This window comes from Pseudomonas sp. BT76 TE3572 (genome assembly GCF_050435365.1).
GTDB classification, from domain to species: Bacteria; Pseudomonadota; Gammaproteobacteria; order Pseudomonadales; family Pseudomonadaceae; genus Aquipseudomonas; species Aquipseudomonas fluorescens_W.
In genome coordinates this window covers 2419917-2434944 of sequence record NZ_JBNDKE010000001.1, presented here as the reverse complement: position 1 = coordinate 2434944, position 15028 = coordinate 2419917, and the positions used below count along the sequence as shown (strand labels likewise).

16 protein-coding genes and 2 pseudogenes are annotated in these 15028 nt (G+C 56.2%); 7 read left to right on the top strand and 11 right to left on the bottom strand.

What is annotated here, in order from left to right:
• Nucleotides 1-6 precede the first annotated feature (6 nt).
• Nucleotides 7-126: pseudogene (locus tag ABH912_RS11270) on the bottom strand (glycine/betaine ABC transporter substrate-binding protein); the annotation flags it as partial.
• Nucleotides 127-293: 167 nt separating this feature from the next.
• On the opposite strand from ABH912_RS11270, the gene queC reads away from it, so the two are divergent.
• Complete coding sequence (gene queC, locus ABH912_RS11265) at nucleotides 294-983, top strand: 7-cyano-7-deazaguanine synthase QueC (protein ID WP_429510676.1); 690 nt, start codon at nucleotides 294-296, stop codon at nucleotides 981-983.
• A 51-nt stretch (nucleotides 984-1034) separates the two neighbouring features.
• Here queC and ABH912_RS11260 read toward each other — a convergent pair whose 3' ends face one another.
• Together ABH912_RS11260 and ABH912_RS11255 are read right to left on the bottom strand one after the other, a co-directional pair.
• Nucleotides 1035-1913 (bottom strand): queuosine precursor transporter, encoded by an 879-nt coding sequence (locus ABH912_RS11260; RefSeq protein ID WP_429510675.1) that lies wholly within the window; start codon nucleotides 1911-1913, stop codon nucleotides 1035-1037.
• Nucleotides 1900-2499 carry a helix-turn-helix transcriptional regulator gene (locus ABH912_RS11255; protein WP_429510674.1) on the bottom strand — a complete coding sequence of 200 codons (600 nt, stop codon included), beginning with the start codon at nucleotides 2497-2499 and terminating at the stop codon, nucleotides 1900-1902. Before ABH912_RS11255 ends, ABH912_RS11260 begins: the two co-directional genes overlap by 14 nt.
• Nucleotides 2500-2894: 395 nt before the next feature.
• Here ABH912_RS11255 and ABH912_RS11250 point away from each other — a divergent pair, with 395 nt between their 5' ends.
• The 3 genes and pseudogenes from ABH912_RS11250 to ABH912_RS11240 all read left to right on the top strand — a co-directional run.
• On the top strand, nucleotides 2895-3281 hold the full coding sequence (locus tag ABH912_RS11250; RefSeq protein WP_429510673.1) for a DUF6124 family protein: 387 nt from the start codon (nucleotides 2895-2897) through the stop codon (nucleotides 3279-3281).
• A 33-nt stretch (nucleotides 3282-3314) separates the two neighbouring features.
• On the top strand, nucleotides 3315-3569 hold the full coding sequence (locus ABH912_RS11245) for a hypothetical protein (protein WP_429510672.1): 255 nt from the start codon (nucleotides 3315-3317) through the stop codon (nucleotides 3567-3569).
• Nucleotides 3570-3746: 177 nt separating this feature from the next.
• Nucleotides 3747-3863: pseudogene (locus ABH912_RS11240) on the top strand (AraC family transcriptional regulator); the annotation flags it as partial.
• Nucleotides 3864-3915: 52 nt separating this feature from the next.
• Here the strand turns inward: ABH912_RS11240 and ABH912_RS11235 are convergent.
• Nucleotides 3916-4659, bottom strand: coding sequence for an anti-sigma factor family protein (locus ABH912_RS11235; RefSeq protein ID WP_429510671.1), 744 nt, complete (start codon nucleotides 4657-4659; stop codon nucleotides 3916-3918).
• Nucleotides 4652-5164 (bottom strand): sigma-70 family RNA polymerase sigma factor, encoded by a 513-nt coding sequence (locus ABH912_RS11230; RefSeq protein WP_429510670.1) that lies wholly within the window; start codon nucleotides 5162-5164, stop codon nucleotides 4652-4654. Before ABH912_RS11230 ends, ABH912_RS11235 begins: the two co-directional genes overlap by 8 nt.
• A 154-nt stretch (nucleotides 5165-5318) precedes the next feature.
• Here ABH912_RS11230 and ABH912_RS11225 point away from each other — a divergent pair, with 154 nt between their 5' ends.
• Both ABH912_RS11225 and ABH912_RS11220 read left to right on the top strand, forming a co-directional pair.
• Nucleotides 5319-6287: a metallophosphoesterase family protein gene (locus ABH912_RS11225; protein ID WP_123368394.1), complete on the top strand. Its 969-nt coding sequence runs from the start codon at nucleotides 5319-5321 to the stop codon at nucleotides 6285-6287.
• 13 nt (nucleotides 6288-6300) lie between these two features.
• Nucleotides 6301-6609, top strand: coding sequence for a cupredoxin domain-containing protein (locus ABH912_RS11220; protein ID WP_429510669.1), 309 nt, complete (start codon nucleotides 6301-6303; stop codon nucleotides 6607-6609).
• A 116-nt stretch (nucleotides 6610-6725) separates the two neighbouring features.
• Here ABH912_RS11220 and ABH912_RS11215 read toward each other — a convergent pair whose 3' ends face one another.
• Together ABH912_RS11215 and ABH912_RS11210 are read right to left on the bottom strand one after the other, a co-directional pair.
• Nucleotides 6726-7877 carry an MFS transporter gene (locus ABH912_RS11215; RefSeq protein WP_033061096.1) on the bottom strand — a complete coding sequence of 384 codons (1152 nt, stop codon included), beginning with the start codon at nucleotides 7875-7877 and terminating at the stop codon, nucleotides 6726-6728.
• 108 nt (nucleotides 7878-7985) lie between these two features.
• Nucleotides 7986-9572 (bottom strand): glucan 1,4-alpha-maltotetraohydrolase domain-containing protein, encoded by a 1587-nt coding sequence (locus ABH912_RS11210; RefSeq protein ID WP_033061094.1) that lies wholly within the window; start codon nucleotides 9570-9572, stop codon nucleotides 7986-7988.
• A 249-nt stretch (nucleotides 9573-9821) separates the two neighbouring features.
• On the opposite strand from ABH912_RS11210, the gene ABH912_RS11205 reads away from it, so the two are divergent.
• On the top strand, nucleotides 9822-10814 hold the full coding sequence (locus ABH912_RS11205; protein WP_033061092.1) for a DeoR family transcriptional regulator: 993 nt from the start codon (nucleotides 9822-9824) through the stop codon (nucleotides 10812-10814).
• 57 nt (nucleotides 10815-10871) lie between these two features.
• Here ABH912_RS11205 and codA read toward each other — a convergent pair whose 3' ends face one another.
• The 4 genes from codA to queD all read right to left on the bottom strand — a co-directional run bounded on the left by codA (nucleotide 10872) and on the right by queD (nucleotide 14976).
• Nucleotides 10872-12119 carry a cytosine deaminase gene (gene codA, locus ABH912_RS11200; protein ID WP_033061091.1) on the bottom strand — a complete coding sequence of 416 codons (1248 nt, stop codon included), beginning with the start codon at nucleotides 12117-12119 and terminating at the stop codon, nucleotides 10872-10874.
• 13 nt (nucleotides 12120-12132) lie between these two features.
• Complete coding sequence (gene codB / locus ABH912_RS11195; RefSeq protein ID WP_033061089.1) at nucleotides 12133-13404, bottom strand: cytosine permease; 1272 nt, start codon at nucleotides 13402-13404, stop codon at nucleotides 12133-12135.
• Between the two features lie 253 nt (nucleotides 13405-13657).
• On the bottom strand, nucleotides 13658-14488 hold the full coding sequence (locus ABH912_RS11190; RefSeq protein ID WP_429510668.1) for an alpha/beta fold hydrolase: 831 nt from the start codon (nucleotides 14486-14488) through the stop codon (nucleotides 13658-13660).
• A gap of 131 nt (nucleotides 14489-14619) precedes the next feature.
• Entirely contained in the window at nucleotides 14620-14976 is a 357-nt protein-coding gene (queD, locus tag ABH912_RS11185; RefSeq protein ID WP_008152165.1) for a 6-carboxytetrahydropterin synthase QueD, read from the bottom strand.
• Nucleotides 14977-15028: the final 52 nt, after the last annotated feature.

The following is a 15028-nucleotide window of genomic DNA, read 5'->3' as shown; positions in this document are numbered from 1 at the left end:
TTCCTTTCAGGGGGCCAACTGCCCACTGGCCACCGCCAACCCATCCTGCCCATCCCGACTGCTGACCCCCACCAACCATGCTTCAAGCACTGCCGGATTGGCCTTCAACCACGCCTTTGCCGGGGTCATCAGGGATGACTGTTTGGAAAATCCCTCGAGAATCCAGCATAGAACTGACACAAACGGAAACCGGAGACGGTCATTTCGGAAACCTCCCACACCCAGAGTTTGAGCTTCCCGGTAGGGTCAACGGCCCCGGCACCCTGCCGAGACACCCCAAGGAAGAACGAACCATGACCAGAAAGGCCGTTATCGTTTTCAGCGGCGGACAAGACTCAACCACCTGCTTGATCCATGCATTGCCGATGTACGATGAAATTCACTGCATAACCTTTGATTATGGCCAGCGCCATCGTGCGGAAATCGAAGTGGCGCAACAGCTTTCGAAACAGCTTGGTGTGAAGGTGCACAAAGTATTAGACACTTCATTGTTGAGTGAACTGGCCATTAGCAGTTTGACGCGCGACCATATTCCTATTGCAAGGAGTATGGGGGACGGTGTGCCTGATACGTTCGTGCCTGGCAGGAATATTCTGTTTTTAACGTTGGCTTCTATTTATGCCTATCAGGTAGGCGCTGAAGCTGTCATCACAGGTGTTTGTGAAACTGAGAGCTCTGGTTATCCGGATTGTGGTGATGAGTTTGTTAAGGTGTTGAACAGTGCCATCCATTTGGGCATGGACTATAAGATTCGAATCGAGACGCCGCTTATGCGGCTGAACAAAGCTGAGACTTGGGCTTTGGCTGATTATCATGAGCAGTTGGATTTGGTTCGTTACCATACATTGACTTGCTACAACGGAATAATGGGAAGTGGGTGCGGCGACTGTGATGCTTGTTCTCTTCGTGCGAAAGGATTGAGTGAGTTTTTGGAGGGCAGAGAAGAGGTTTTTAATAGCCTGAAAATCAAACTAAAACTATAGATGTAATTTGCTGTAGGAAGGGGGTGGCCATTAATGGCTGTCCCTCTATCGTTATTTTACTTGGTGTGCACCTACATAGCGTTTAAATAATGATCTTGCTCCGTAGGCAGGAAAAACATTAAACACGGCAAAACACATTTTAATAGCTATTTGGGCGTAAACCATATTTAGTATGTCGCTATTTTGCATGGTGCCATAGAATGCAATGTAGCAAAAAAGCAAAGTGTCTATTATTACTGCAAAAAAAGTACTAAGGAACACCCTTAAAAAAAGAAATCTAGAGCTTGTAAGTTTCTTGATTTTACATAGCAAGTAAGAATTAACATATTCAGAAAAAAGAAAGGAAACTGAAGATGCCACTATTACTGACGATACATGAGTCATGATTTCACTGTATGGCTTGTCAAGTTTCCAATCAGGCAGCCCTGGCAACGAAGTAATTGCGCTAAGCAAAATAATAATAAAAACATTGCTTAAAAAAGCAAATAGAATGGCTCTTCTTGCAAGTCTCAATCCGTAAGATTCATTTAATAGGTCGACTATCAAAAATGTCAATGGATAGAGAAATACCCCCGGAGTGATAACAACATCAAACACATCCAAGTGGATTAGTTTTGCCGCAGCAATGTTTGTGAAGAAGTAAATCGTAAGCATTAGTAAATTTAAAGCTACGTAAATCATCCACGACCGTTCATGGCGATCATTCATTTCATATGCAGTCAATGTAGGTCCGCTGGTATATAGTTTTTTGTATATGTCTCTGATTTCCATTTTGTTTAAATTGTCTGTGATTTCACTTTTCAATAGTTCGTCTAGTTTTATTTTTATTACCTTTCCTGTAGAGAGCACCATAATGACAGCGAGTTTTTTGCCGTTATCGAATCCTAATAGTTTGTATCGGCTATTTTCAAGAGTATTACTGCTGATCATTAAAACGCTCCTCTAGCACAACTCCAATAGAAATAGCATTCGAGTCAAAAAAAGTTTCGCTGGTTATGAAAAGCTTCTTTGTAGCCTTGTCGTACACCAGCCTCTCTCCATTACCAGTGGATAATCCCTTTTTTACTATCAAGAGATCTCCTGACTCATTCATCCCACTAATGTCATTCTCCAGAAGCACGCCTATTACATTGCAGGCCGTACCGAAGTAATACGTCAACGGATGCGTGATGGACAGCTCGCCAATTCTTTTGTCTAGGCTCTGAATCAACAAACTCTCTCTAATGATCGGAACCGCGGCCGGATTCATGTTTCCGAGTGGGGAGGCGCTACTCTCTATTGTTTCCTTTTCTTCAAAATCAATCGTCTCTATTTCCGCATAAGAAACGCCAAAAAAATCCGATATTTTTCGAATCGTTGATTGTTGTACATGGACAACCCTTCCTTCCAGAATGTTGTAGATGGTCGTTCTGGTCAATCCGCTAGCATTGCACAACGAAAGCCGAGTCTCTCCACGGCTCTTTATCAGGTACTTGATGTTGTTTTTCAACTTTTCCGTTCTGTCTTTCTTGTGCATTAAATATTTACCATTTGCTGTCGTTGCAATAGATCGCACGTAGGGAGGTGATTCGCTTTGAGTGCAGCATCCTACACGCCTGGCCACTGGACAAAAAAGATAATTTTTCACTCGGGTTAAACAGCTGTGGAATATTTTCTATTGTCGCGATTGAATTCTGACATTGCATGTAAGACGCTGCCTACTTGGGTTGTAGAAGTTTCTTACAGTAACTATGAAGGTCGAAAAAATATTAATCTGGCAAGAATCATTTAATTACACAGATGTTCATTTATTTGATTAATTAAATGGAATTTTCTGGTAATAAATCTACCGGTCCGCCCTGTATAGCCGTCACTCAATCCTGGTTGAGGGCAAGAGACGGGCGATTTCTTACCCTTGCAAGGAGCACCGGCATGAAAAAGATCACCTCAATCGCAATCGAACCGTCAGGCCTTCCGGCCGACGACACCGTCGATTCATCCAGTCCCGCCAAAGTCACCGAACAACTTGTCAGCGTGCCCCTGCGCTCTCACACACATCCCAAGTCTGCCAACTATTTCTTCACCGTCATTCCGGATGTCGACACGGAATCCCTCCTGTGTCACGCCTCTGAAACCCTCGCCTCCCTCAGTGTCATGGCCACCGATCTCGCCCGTGAACTGGAAGGTCCTCGTCGCCATATCATTGTGGGTATTCAGCAACTGTCTGCGCTGGGCGAATTGCTGGTCAATCGAGTGCTGGACAACCTGGAGCCGCCCCGGGGATCGTCTGAAGGTCGTCCAACTGCCAACGCTGAATAATCGTGTGCCTTTACCCAATGGAGGTTTTTCATCATGGATCGATACATGCCTATCACTGGCATCGACTGCAACATCCCATCATTGCTGATCGACACTGAAGCACCACTGGACGTGTTGCATAAAACCGCGGCCTACCGCATTCGTACCGCAACGCAACTGCTGGAGAGCATTGCGTTTGGCGAAGGTGTCCACAGTGAGCTGGCGCGGGTGTTGGTGACTTCACTGCGCGATGGCTGTGATTTGATGGATGTCGTCGGCCGACGATTGCAGAGGCAGGTTTCAGCGTAGAAAAAAAGGGGCGCCGTTCGGCTAATGCCGATCAGTTAAGGAGCGGCCCGAACCGAACGCAGGCTTCGCCAGCTGCTACGGATCGCGTTTTGGCTTAACTGATCGGCATTACGCCTTTCGGCGCCCCTTTACAAACAGGTAACGTGGGAACGATCAGCAGATTTTCCTCAGTCCTTGCGCTACATCAAGTGCCGCCGTCTGGATATGTGCTTTTACGATTCGAGCTACTGTTCGACCGCGTTCAAATCACGTTTCGGCATTTCTCCCGGCGAATATCGCAAGAATCATGCTTGAGGTTCAGATCGCAGCCATCGGTAGCTCCGGCGTCGGCAGGGGGCGCGTCCCTTCAGGCGCCGTTCTTGAGCAACTGGCTGAACGCCTCCAGTTCACTTTTCTCCAGATCGGAAACCAGCACAAATCGCATGTGGTTCTCCTGCCAAAACACGACGTTAAAGCCACGGACCGTCTGACTCTGCCGCGGCTTGTCCGTCTCCTGCGTGGGCAGGATAAACACATTGATAATGTGCTTGGCGCGCCCATAGCTCAGGGCCGCCGTGGTCTGATGTTGCAGGTAATCCAGCCGCCCACCCAACAACGGAAAACCCTGCGCCGAGTAATCGAATACGGGCGGCGAGAAGTCGAGCTTGCCGGTGAACCAAGGTTTCACGGTATGGCGGTCGGACGACACCACATCGTTCAAATGCTCGCCCATCAACGAGCGGACATGGCTGGAGACCGCCTCATCCATTAACGGCTGTTCACTGCCCGGCGTGACGACATACAGCATCACTGCCAAGGCCAGCGCTGTCGCTGAAAAAACAGGTGCGAACCATTTTCGCCAACGTTCCACGGCACGGGGTTGAGGTGCAACAGGGGCGAACAGGTTGGCCGTCAACGACGCCGGTGCCGAGTAATACGGCGCATGCCGCTTCACGCTGACCTTCAATAGCCGCGCTTGATCATGCAGCCGCGCGCACTCGGCACATTCGGCCAAATGTCCGGCGACCCGGGCCGCCATCACCGTATCCAGTTCCTTGTCCAGATAGCCATGAACCAGCGTCTGGCAAGCCGTGCAGTCGAGTTCATTCATGATCGTGCAACTTCAGTAGTTCGAGCTTGAGCATGGCGCGAGCCCTGGCCAGTCTCGACATGACGGTGCCGATGGGGATGTCGGCCACCAAGGCGATGTCCTTGTAGGGCATGTCTTCGAACTCCTTGAGAATAATCACCTCGCGAAATACTGGCGGCAGGGCGCACAGGGCCTGTTGGACAAGCGTCGCGTTTTCCGTGTGAATGGCCAGCAACTCCGGGGTTTGGCCGTGACTCAACGCGGCATCGTCTTCGGGCAGTTCATCGCCGATGGCCACCCAGTGGTGGCCGGCCGAGGCCTTGAGCCAGGTGTAGCTTTCGTTACGTACGATGGTCAGAAACCAGGCCTTGGCATTGCCGTCGGCGAAACGGTGCAAGAATCTGAAGGCCCGCAGGGCGCTTTCCTGCACGACATCGCGCGCGGCGCTGTCGTTTCCGGTGAGCCAGCGCGCGAGGTTGTAGGCGGCGTCCATGTGGGGCGCAAACAATTCCTCAAATCGCTTCATAGTGATTCCCGTAACGTCCCACCCCTATAACTGTCATTCGCCGGGTTTTATTCCCGGGGAAAAAATAATTTTCCGACGTGGAATAAAGACCCGTCCCGCAAGGTTGTATCTCGTGTCAGCTACATCACTGTAGTCCGCTAGCGAGGGCACACCGATGGACATTCATACGAAATACGAACGACGCACCGACGGTCCGCTGAACCCCGACCGCCGGACACTGCTCAAGTGCTCCGCGTGGGCCGGGGCCGGCGTGATCTGGGCCTTGAGCGGCGGCATTCCACGGGCCTTTGCGCTGGACGATTCCGGCAACGTCTCCGACCCCAAAGCGCTGGCCAGCACTTTCCACTTTGTGCAAATCAGCGACTCGCACATCGGTTTCAATAAGGAGGCCAACCCGGAACCGTTGAAGACCTTGCAGGTGGCCATCGACAAGGTCATCGCATTGCCGAAACGGCCATCGTTGATCCTGCATACCGGCGACATCACCCACCTGTCGAAACCGGAAGAGTTTGACACGGCCGCGCAACTGCTCAAGGGCCTGCCGTCCACCGTGCACTACGTGCCGGGCGAGCACGACACCCTCGACGAGGGCGGCGGCAAGCTCTATCTGGAGCGTTACGGCAAGGGCACCAAAGGCAATGGCTGGTACAGCTTCGATGACCACGGCGTGCATTTCATCGGGCTGGTGAATGTCTTCAACTTCCAGGCTGGCCATGAAGCGACGCTTGGCGCCGATCAACTGGCCTGGCTGGCCGATGACTTGCGCGCCGTGACGAGCAGCACGCCAATCGTTGTGTTTACCCATATTCCGTTGTGGACGATTTATCAGCCGTGGGGTTGGGGCACCGAGGATGGCGATCAGGCGATTGCCATGCTGCGCAAGTACGGTTCGGTGACGGTGTTGAACGGGCATATTCATCAGGTCATCCAGAAGGTTGAAGGCAATATCACCTTCCACACCGCCCGCGGCACGGCTTATCCACAACCTGCACCGGGTACGGCGCCGGCACCGGGACCGATGACGGTGGCGGCTGATCAACTGCGCAATTATTTAGGGCTCACCGATGTGCGAGCGACGCAGGGCGAGCATCCGCTGGCGCTGATTGATTCGACACTGGTTTAGCGGAGGATCTGGGATGAAAACGCGATTGTTGGCTGTTGTCTGCCTGATGCTGTCGATGCCGGTATGGGCTCAGGAGGTGAAAATCGATATCAAGGAGTTCATGTTCGGGCCCAAGGATTTGACTGTGCCCGTGGGCACCAAAGTGACGTGGGTGAACGACGACCAGATCCCGCATACGGTGGCGGAAACCCACAAGGTGTTTCGCTCTGGGGCGCTGGATACGAATGACAGCTTTTCCTGGGTATTCAACACGCCGGGGGAGTTTGAGTATTTTTGTGCGCTGCACCCGCAGATGATCGGGACGATTGTGGTCAGCCAGTGATGCCGCAAGAAACTTGCGATAGATCCAGCTGCTCGCTCTCACATTTGATCCATGTCGTTCACAAATTTTGTGTTCACTGAAGATCCCCTGTGGGAGCGAGCCTGCTGGCGAAGCTTTCAAACCTTCAACACCTTCCCGCCAATGGCCACCGCCACCAGCAACACCGCCATCAACCCGAAGGCAAAACTCAAACTGCTGCCATGGGCGATAAACCCGATCAACGCAGGCCCCGCAAGAATGCCGGCATAACCGAGCGTGGTAATGGCCGGCACGGCGACGCTTTCGGGCATCACCGTCTGTTTACCCACTGCGGTGTACAGCACCGGCACAATGTTCGAACAGCCCACCCCCAACAATGCATAACCCACCAGCGCCGCTTCCCAACTCGGGGCGAAGGTCGCCACAAACAGACCCGCTGCGGCCGTCAACCCACCGAACACAATCACCTTGGTTGCGCCGAGACGACGCACGATCGAATCACCGGTCAAACGTCCGACGGTCATGGTCAGCGCAAACGCCGCGTAACCCAGCCCCGCATAAGCGGTATCGATCCCGCGCTCCTGTGCCAGGAACACCGCACTCCAGTCGAGCGCCGCGCCTTCGGCGAGGAACACGATGAAGCACATCCCGCCGATGAACAGCACGATGCCATGGGGAACGGCAAACGCCGGCCCCGAACTTTCGCTGCCGTAAGGCAAGAGGTGCGGCGCGGCCTTGGCCAGTGCGATCAGCAGCATCACGATCACCACCAGCGTCGCCCCCAGCGGTGAAACCCCGAAGCCGAGCAGGGCACTGACACCCGCCGCACCGACAATCCCGCCGAGGCTGAACAGCCCATGGAAACCCGACATCATGGTCTTGCCGCTGGCCCGTTCGACGATCACCGCTTGCAGGTTCACCGTCGAATCCACCGTGCCAAGGCCCGCGCCGAACATGAACAACGCAGCCATCAACGCCGGAATCGACGACACCGTCGCCAGCAGCGGCAGGGCCGCACAGATCAGCAACACCCCGGCGCTCACCACCCGGCGACAACCGAAACGCGTGGCCAGAAGCCCCGCCATCGGCATCGCCAGAATCGACCCCACCCCCAGGCACAACAGCAGCAAACCGAGCGTCCCTTCATCCAGCCCGGCCCGAGCCTTGGCGTAGGGCACCAGCGGCGCCCACGCAGCGATGCCGAATCCGGCAATGAAAAAGGCGATGCGCGTGGACATCTGTTCCAGGCGTCCGGGTAAGACGGGAGGCGGGGTGCTGATGACGGTCATGAAAAATCCTTGGTGTCGCAGGTAACTGGCGGTTGCAGGCCAACATCCTTGCATATCAGCCAACCTGCCGCGACCCTCAAGGTTCATCAAGACGGTTGATCCAGAGCTTTAAAATGCTCCTCGCGTTTCGCTGACCGCGCCACTGGTGAAACTGACATTGGGGCCCGGCTGCCAGTGCACGGCGGCAGAGGGATCGTTGCTGCGCACGATGCATTTCCATTCAATGCCTTGTTTCACCGGCAATTCGATGTCGCTGGTCCAGCGGTTTGCTTGCGGGTTGTGGGTCAAGGCAATGGCATGGCCGGGATCCCATGCCCCCAGTTCGAGTGACGAGCCCGTGGCATAAACGTTCTGGCCGGGAAGGGGAGTGGCAAAGTCGCAGGTGAATCGAACACTGACGGGTGGTTGTTCAGGGGCCGTGCTCCAGATCCGGATTTTACCGCCATCCCATGTCAGCGCTTGTTGGGTCAGCCCTTGGGGCAGTTTCGTCAAATCCGAATCCAGGGCAATCACCAGGCTTTTACGGGCGCCCGTCGTCGTCGCGACCAACCCGGAATACTGAGGCTGGAAGCGGATCGGTGAGTCGGCCTTGATGCCGGCTTCCTTGCGGATGTCTATTAATTGACGAATCAGATCACCGCGTTGCCAGTCATACATGTCAGGCCAATACACCGCCGGCGTTCCCGGAGTACTCAGGATGTAAGCGTAAGCCTGGTTGCGCAGTGCTTCCGTCACCGGCCAATGATGCTGTCCCTGATAGAGCCCCGGTGAGTAACCGGTGTCATGGTTGTCGACGAAGGTCACGGCGATTTTGCGCCAGGCTGGATTCGGGTTGCCATTCAACCCGTTCCGCCATTCAGCGATCGAACCGTTCTGCATGCGCTCCTTCAGAGCGAAGTCGAACACTGCGCAGTGTGAGCGATCAGACCAGTCCTTGAGTGCATCCTGCCAGCTAGCCTTGCTTCGCCAATCGTTGTCGGGGTACTCGCTGGGGCCTTTCCACATTTCACCGACACAGAACTGCTGATCCCCAAAGGTTTGCATCCAGCGATTGACTGTTTCGGGTGTATAGCCTCTGACAAAGTCGAAGCGCAGGCCTTTGGCGCCGTAATGGTCACGCAGGTTGATGAACTCCCTTTTGAATGTTTCGAATACGTGCTCGTTATCGGTATTGAGATCGGCAGCGCCATCCATGAACGAGTCGCCCTTATCGCATTCGCCACAATCATGCCGCCACTCATTCCGGCCCCTCGGAAACTGCGATTCGACAGCCTTGCTGTCATCCATGTGATTGGGTACCACGTCATAGACGACCTTTACCCCTGCGACATTTAACGCGGCAGCGACCTGTTTGAGCTGCTCATCAGTGCCGTAACGGCCGTTTTTGTCAAAGTCCTGCCAGAAGTAACCTTCACCTCCGCCGGAAGTGCCCCTACGGCTGTCCACCCAGCTGGAGCGATCCCGCCAGGGCGGCGGCATCCAGATGGCGGTGAAACCGTCCCGGCCGATCTGACCAGCCGTGCGAGCCAGTACGGGGTACCACTTTTCGGCGGCGTCGCGACTGGAATTCCAATGAAAACCCTGCAACAGAATTTCTTCTCCAGTGCCGTTGCGAACGGAGACGGTTTCATCGGCGATAACCGCGCCGGTCAGCGCCAGGGATATCAGCAGGGACAGCAGGGACATCCTTTTCATAGTCGTCCTCCGAACGATCAAGTCAGGTTTTACTCTGAGCCGGTTTCGGACGACTGTCTGCTGTCATAAGTGACAGGTATCTGTAATCTTTTCGCGATAAAAAAGAGGGAAGTGTGCGAGTTTACCTTTTGCACAAAGTGCTATCACTTTCTCCCTGAAAAGGATGCTTTTTCAGACATGAAGCGTGATTGCAGGCCTGCTGAAGCATTAGAGTGGGCACCGCCCCAAAAGATAAAAAAGGACCGGTACATGGCGCAGTTCTACGATGCACGCGGCAATATTTATGGCGTGGTATCTCCCGCAGCGGTGCGTCGCGCCGGTGTCGACTTGCCGACAACGGCCGGGCAGGCCGCGTCTTCCCGGGTGGCCTGGAGCCGGCAAGCGGTGGATGCATTCTGCGAATGGCCGTCGCATTCGCGGCCGGCGAATGCCAAGTCGCATCGCTGCGATGGCTTGTTGATCGGGCCGTTTCAAGACTCGCCACCGTTTGACCTGCTGATCGTCAACACCGACGGCACCCTGGCCGAGCGCAGTGGCAACGGGTTGACGATTTTCTCTCAGGCCCTGAGTGAGCAAGGACTGCTGCCGGGGGCCGAGGCTTGTTTGCTCCGGGTTCATCACGACAAGGCTGATGCGGTTTCACCGGTGAACACGTCGGTGAAACCGGCCGAGGTCGAGGGTGTGAAAGGGTTCTGGCTGGATTTGGGCAAACCTTCGTTCGGACCGGACGCGGTGGGGGCTAAAGGGGTTGAAGGTGTGTTGTTGAACGGTCGCGACGTCAGCCATGTGCAGCCGTTGTCGGCGCTCGATCCCGCCTGGTCTCGAAGCCAGTTCGTGCGCATCGGCAATCCACATTGTGTGACGCTTTTAGAAAGCGCCGATGCATTGCCGGGCAATGAGCAGATGCGCGAGCCGGGGCTGTTCGAAGGGCTGACGCGTGTCGCTTACACCGTGCCGACCGGGGCAGGGGAGCCGTGTGCTGCGGGTGTGAATCTGCAATGGGCGATGCTTGAGTCAGAAGGGCGAGTCGACGCGCGGGTATTCGAGCGTGGAGAAGGGCCGACGGCGTCGTCGGGCACCAGCGCCAGTGCGGTGGCCTGCGCCGCATGGCGGGTGGGTTGGGTCAGTGCAGGGGAGGTGAAAGTGGTCATGCCCGGCGGTACGGCGCCGATTCTTCTGGAGGAAGAGTCGGGGGAGTTGAGTCGGGTCAGGTTGTTCGGCACGGCGCGGTTGATGGAGTGATTTTGAGATTGCCTTCGCGGGCAAGCGTCGCCCGCGATGGCCAAATCAACGCAAATCTCAGCGCTGATCGCCGAAGAACTCCACCACCGGCATCTGCCGTTTCATCAACAACTTGCCATCGCGCACCGAATACAGCGGCAGGCCCTGGCTGCGGATTACCTCGTAATCACTGTCCGCCGACAGAATCAGCAAATTCGCTGGCCGCCCGCGTTCCAGTCCATACCGATCCCCCAGGTTCATCGCCTTGGCGCTGTTGTCGGTGACCAGGTCCAGCGCGCTTTGCAGGTTGCGGTAACCGAGCATGTGGCAGATGTGCAGGCCGGCTTCGAGCACCCGCAAGATATTGCCGTTGCCCAGCGGATACCACGGGTCGACGATCGAATCCTGGCCGAAACACACGTTCATTCCCGCTTCGAGCAGCTCGTTGACGCGGGTCACGCCACGGCGTTTCGGGAAGTTGTCGAAGCGCCCTTGCAGGTGAATGCTTTCGGTGGGGCAGGAGACAAAACTGATCCCCGAGTGCCCAAGCAGGCGGAACAATTTGGCGCAGTAAGCGTTGTCGTAAGAGCCCATGGCCGTGGTGTGGCTGGCGGTCACTCGCGAGCCCATGTCGCGGCTTCGGGCTTCTTCAGCCAGCACCTCGAGAAAGCGTGAGTGCGGGTCGTCGGTTTCATCGCAATGCACGTCCACCAGGCAACCGGTGCGCTCGGCCAGGTCCATCAGGAACTTCACTGAGCTCACGCCTTGATCGCGGGTGTACTCGAAATGCGGAATGCCGCCCACCACATCGGCGCCCATGCGGATCGCTTCTTCCATCAGCTCGCGACCGTCGCGGTACGACTCGATGCCTTCCTGCGGGAACGCAACGATCTGCATGTCGATCAGGTGACGGCTTTCCTCGCGCACTTCGAGCATCGCCTTGAGCGCGGTGAGCTGCGGGTCGGTGACGTCGACGTGGGTGCGCACGTGCTGGATGCCGTGGGCGGCGAGGGTCTGGATGGTTTTCCTGGCGCGGGTTTTGGTGTCCTCTTCGGTGATCGTCACCTTGCGCTCGCCCCAGCACTCGATGCCTTCGAACAGCGTGCCGCTCATATTCCAGCGCGGCTCGCCGGCGGTGAGTGTGGCGTCGAGGTGGATGTGTGGCTCGACGAAGGGTGGCACCACCAGGTTGCCGCCGGCGTCCAGATCATCGGGGCCCAGGGTCGGCGCTTCGGTCTGGCGGGCGATGCTGCTGATCAGGCCGTTTTCCAGGTGCAACTCGTGCAGGCCATCTTGGTTGCGCAGGCGGGCGTTGATGATGTGCATCAGGCGAATCCTTTTATAGATCTTGTAATGGTGCGTTGGCAGTACGGGCACCCAGCACGCCGGTCAGTAACACATACGTTAGCGCGGCAGCAGCAATCCCTACCAGCGGCGCGACCCACGGTGAACTGAATGCCGCAACGGTGCCGACCGCGTAGGCGCCCAGGCCGGACCAGTTGAACGCCGGCAAGCGGGCATCGGCCAGACGTGGATATTGACCACGATAGCGGTAAAAGAAGTCCGCCATGATCACGCCGCCAATCGGCGGAATCACAGTGCCCAGCAAAATCAGGTAGGGCACCAGCATGTCGTACATGCCCAGCAGTGCCAGCAACGTGCCGATCACCGCGCCCGCCAGGGTTACGGTTTTGCGACGGCCGGTGCGCAGCAGGTTGCAACCGGCGACGGCGAAGTTGTAGATGGTGTTGTCCTGGGTGCTCCAGATATTGAGCAGCAACATCGCCATCGCCGCCATGGCGAAGCCTTGCAACAGCAACACTTCAACTACGTCCGGTTGCTGGTAGACGATGGCACCGTAAGCACCGATCAACACCATCAGGCCGTTGCCGATGAAGAAACCGATCAGGCTCGCCAGCACCGCGACGCGTGCTGAACGGGAGAAACGCGTCCAGTTGGTCGCCTGGGTTGCGCCGCTGACAAAGGTGCCGAATACCAGGGTAATGGCGGTCGACCAGTCCAGTGTTCCCGTCGGGACTACCGCGAGCAAACCGTCGAGCCCGCCGACCTTCACCGTGGCGACCCACATCGACAGCATCAGCAGCAACATCATTGCCGGTACGGCGATGTACGACAGAATCTCCAGACCGCGATAACCGACATACGCGGTCGCGCAAAACACCAGGCCGAACAGCACCATCAGCCCGAGAACGGTGCCCTCGCTCAATTCGAAATACTTGCCCAGCACCACGGCGGCAGTGGCGGTGCCCCAGGCGTACCAGCCGATCTGGGTAAAACCGAGGATCAGGTCGCTGAGCTTGCTGCCCACTTCACCGAAACAAAAGCGCCCCATCAACACCGAGTTCAGGCCGCTCTTGAAGGCGATGTAGCCAAGGCCTGCGGCGTAGATCCCCAGCAGCAGATTGCCGACGATAATCACCGCCATCATTTCGCCGAAACTGAACGCCACCCCCAGCTTGCCGCCGGCAAACATGGTTGCAGTAAAAAAGGTGAAACCCAGCAGCACCATGGCCGTAGAGGCCAGGCCTTTGCGGGCATGCATCGGGACTTCGCTGAGGGGGTAATCGTTGCCGGGATCGTTCTGCGTCATGGGGCGTTCCTTGCTGAATGAGTGACGCGGGGGCGTGTTGCAGTGGTCGTGCCAAGCGTGGGGTGGTGTAGTTATTTATAGCCGAGCGGGGGCATTTGGCTTGAGGAAGGGCGCGAAAGAGGTGCACCTGAAGGAACACAAACCCCATGTGGGAGCGAGCTTGCTCGCGAAAGCGGTTGAACATTCAACACTGAGGTCGACTGACCCGGCGCTTTCGCGAGCAGGCTCGCTCCTACAGGGGGTGTTGGTTTTTTCAGGGGGATTTGTGTTGCGGCAGAAACCGCAGCAACGCCGCGACAATCGCTTCCGGCGCATCTTCCTGAACCAGATGCCCGGCATTCGGAATCGCCTGAAACCGCGACCCCGGAATCATCTGATGCAACGCCTGCCCACGCTCAATGGGAATCCACTGATCGTCTTCCCCCCACAGAATCTGCACCGGGCAACAAATCGTCGGGTACAGCCCTTCGGCCTCACGGGTATAACGCTCGTCCATCTGCGCAATCTGCCGATAGAACGCCGCTTGCCCCGGATCGCCGAGCCACGGCTGCACGTAAGGCGCGAGTTCGTCGTCCGGGATTTCACGCTTGATCGCCCCGCGAATATAGGTCGGCACAATCGCCCGCTGAATGTAATCAGGCAGGCCACTGAATGCCGCCTCATGCTGACGCACATGCTGCACAAACGGCGAACCCCAGGGTGTCAGCGCTACCGGGTCAATCAGCGTCAGGCTGCGGTAATCCTTGCCGTTCAGCAGATGAGCACGCAGAGCGGTGGCGCCGCCGAAGTCGTGAGCGACGATATCTGGTCGCTCCAGACCCCAGTGATCGAGCAAGTGAGCCAACAGGTCGTTCTGCACACCCAGCGACACATCGCCCTCGATTTTCTCCGATAGCCCATACCCCAACAGATCAAAGTAATGCACCCGATGGGTGGTGATGAAGTGCGGCGCAATCCGGTGCCACACGTAAGAAGAGAAGGGCGTGCCATGCACGAACACCAACGGTGGACCGTCACCCCGTACGGCGTAGCGAACGGAGCGCCCGTTGAAGCGATAGGTCTGAGGCAGCGGCCAGTCAGTCATTGGGGGTGTCCTCTTGGCGTGGGGGAGCCAAAAAGCATAGGCATAAAAAAACAGCCATTGAAGGCTGTTTTTATATTCACTGACGAAACGCATTACCCCCTGTGGGATTTTGCATTGTCTTTTAGATCGGTTTACTCACCGTGATAGATGCAGCCGCTGGTGCACGTCTCGTGGATGCGAATCGCGCTGAGTTCCGGCAGCAGAGGCTTCAATTCTTTCCAGATGAATTTGGCCAGGACTTCACTGGTCGGATTTTCCAGACCGGGAATGTCGTTCAGGTAGTTATGGTCCAGACGCTCGTAGAGCGGCTTGAAGATCGCTTTGATTTCCGAGAAATCGCGGATCCAGCCCGTGTGCGGATCGAGGTCGCCGCTCAGGTGGATCGCCACTTTGAACGAGTGACCGTGCAGGCGGCCGCACTTGTGGCCTTCCGGAACGTGGGGCAAGCGGTGGGCGGATTCGAAGGTGAACTCTTTGAAGATTTCCACAGTGATTTCAGCTCTGTCAGGTGGCGATCGCCGCGGCGATGTGGGCAGGCGG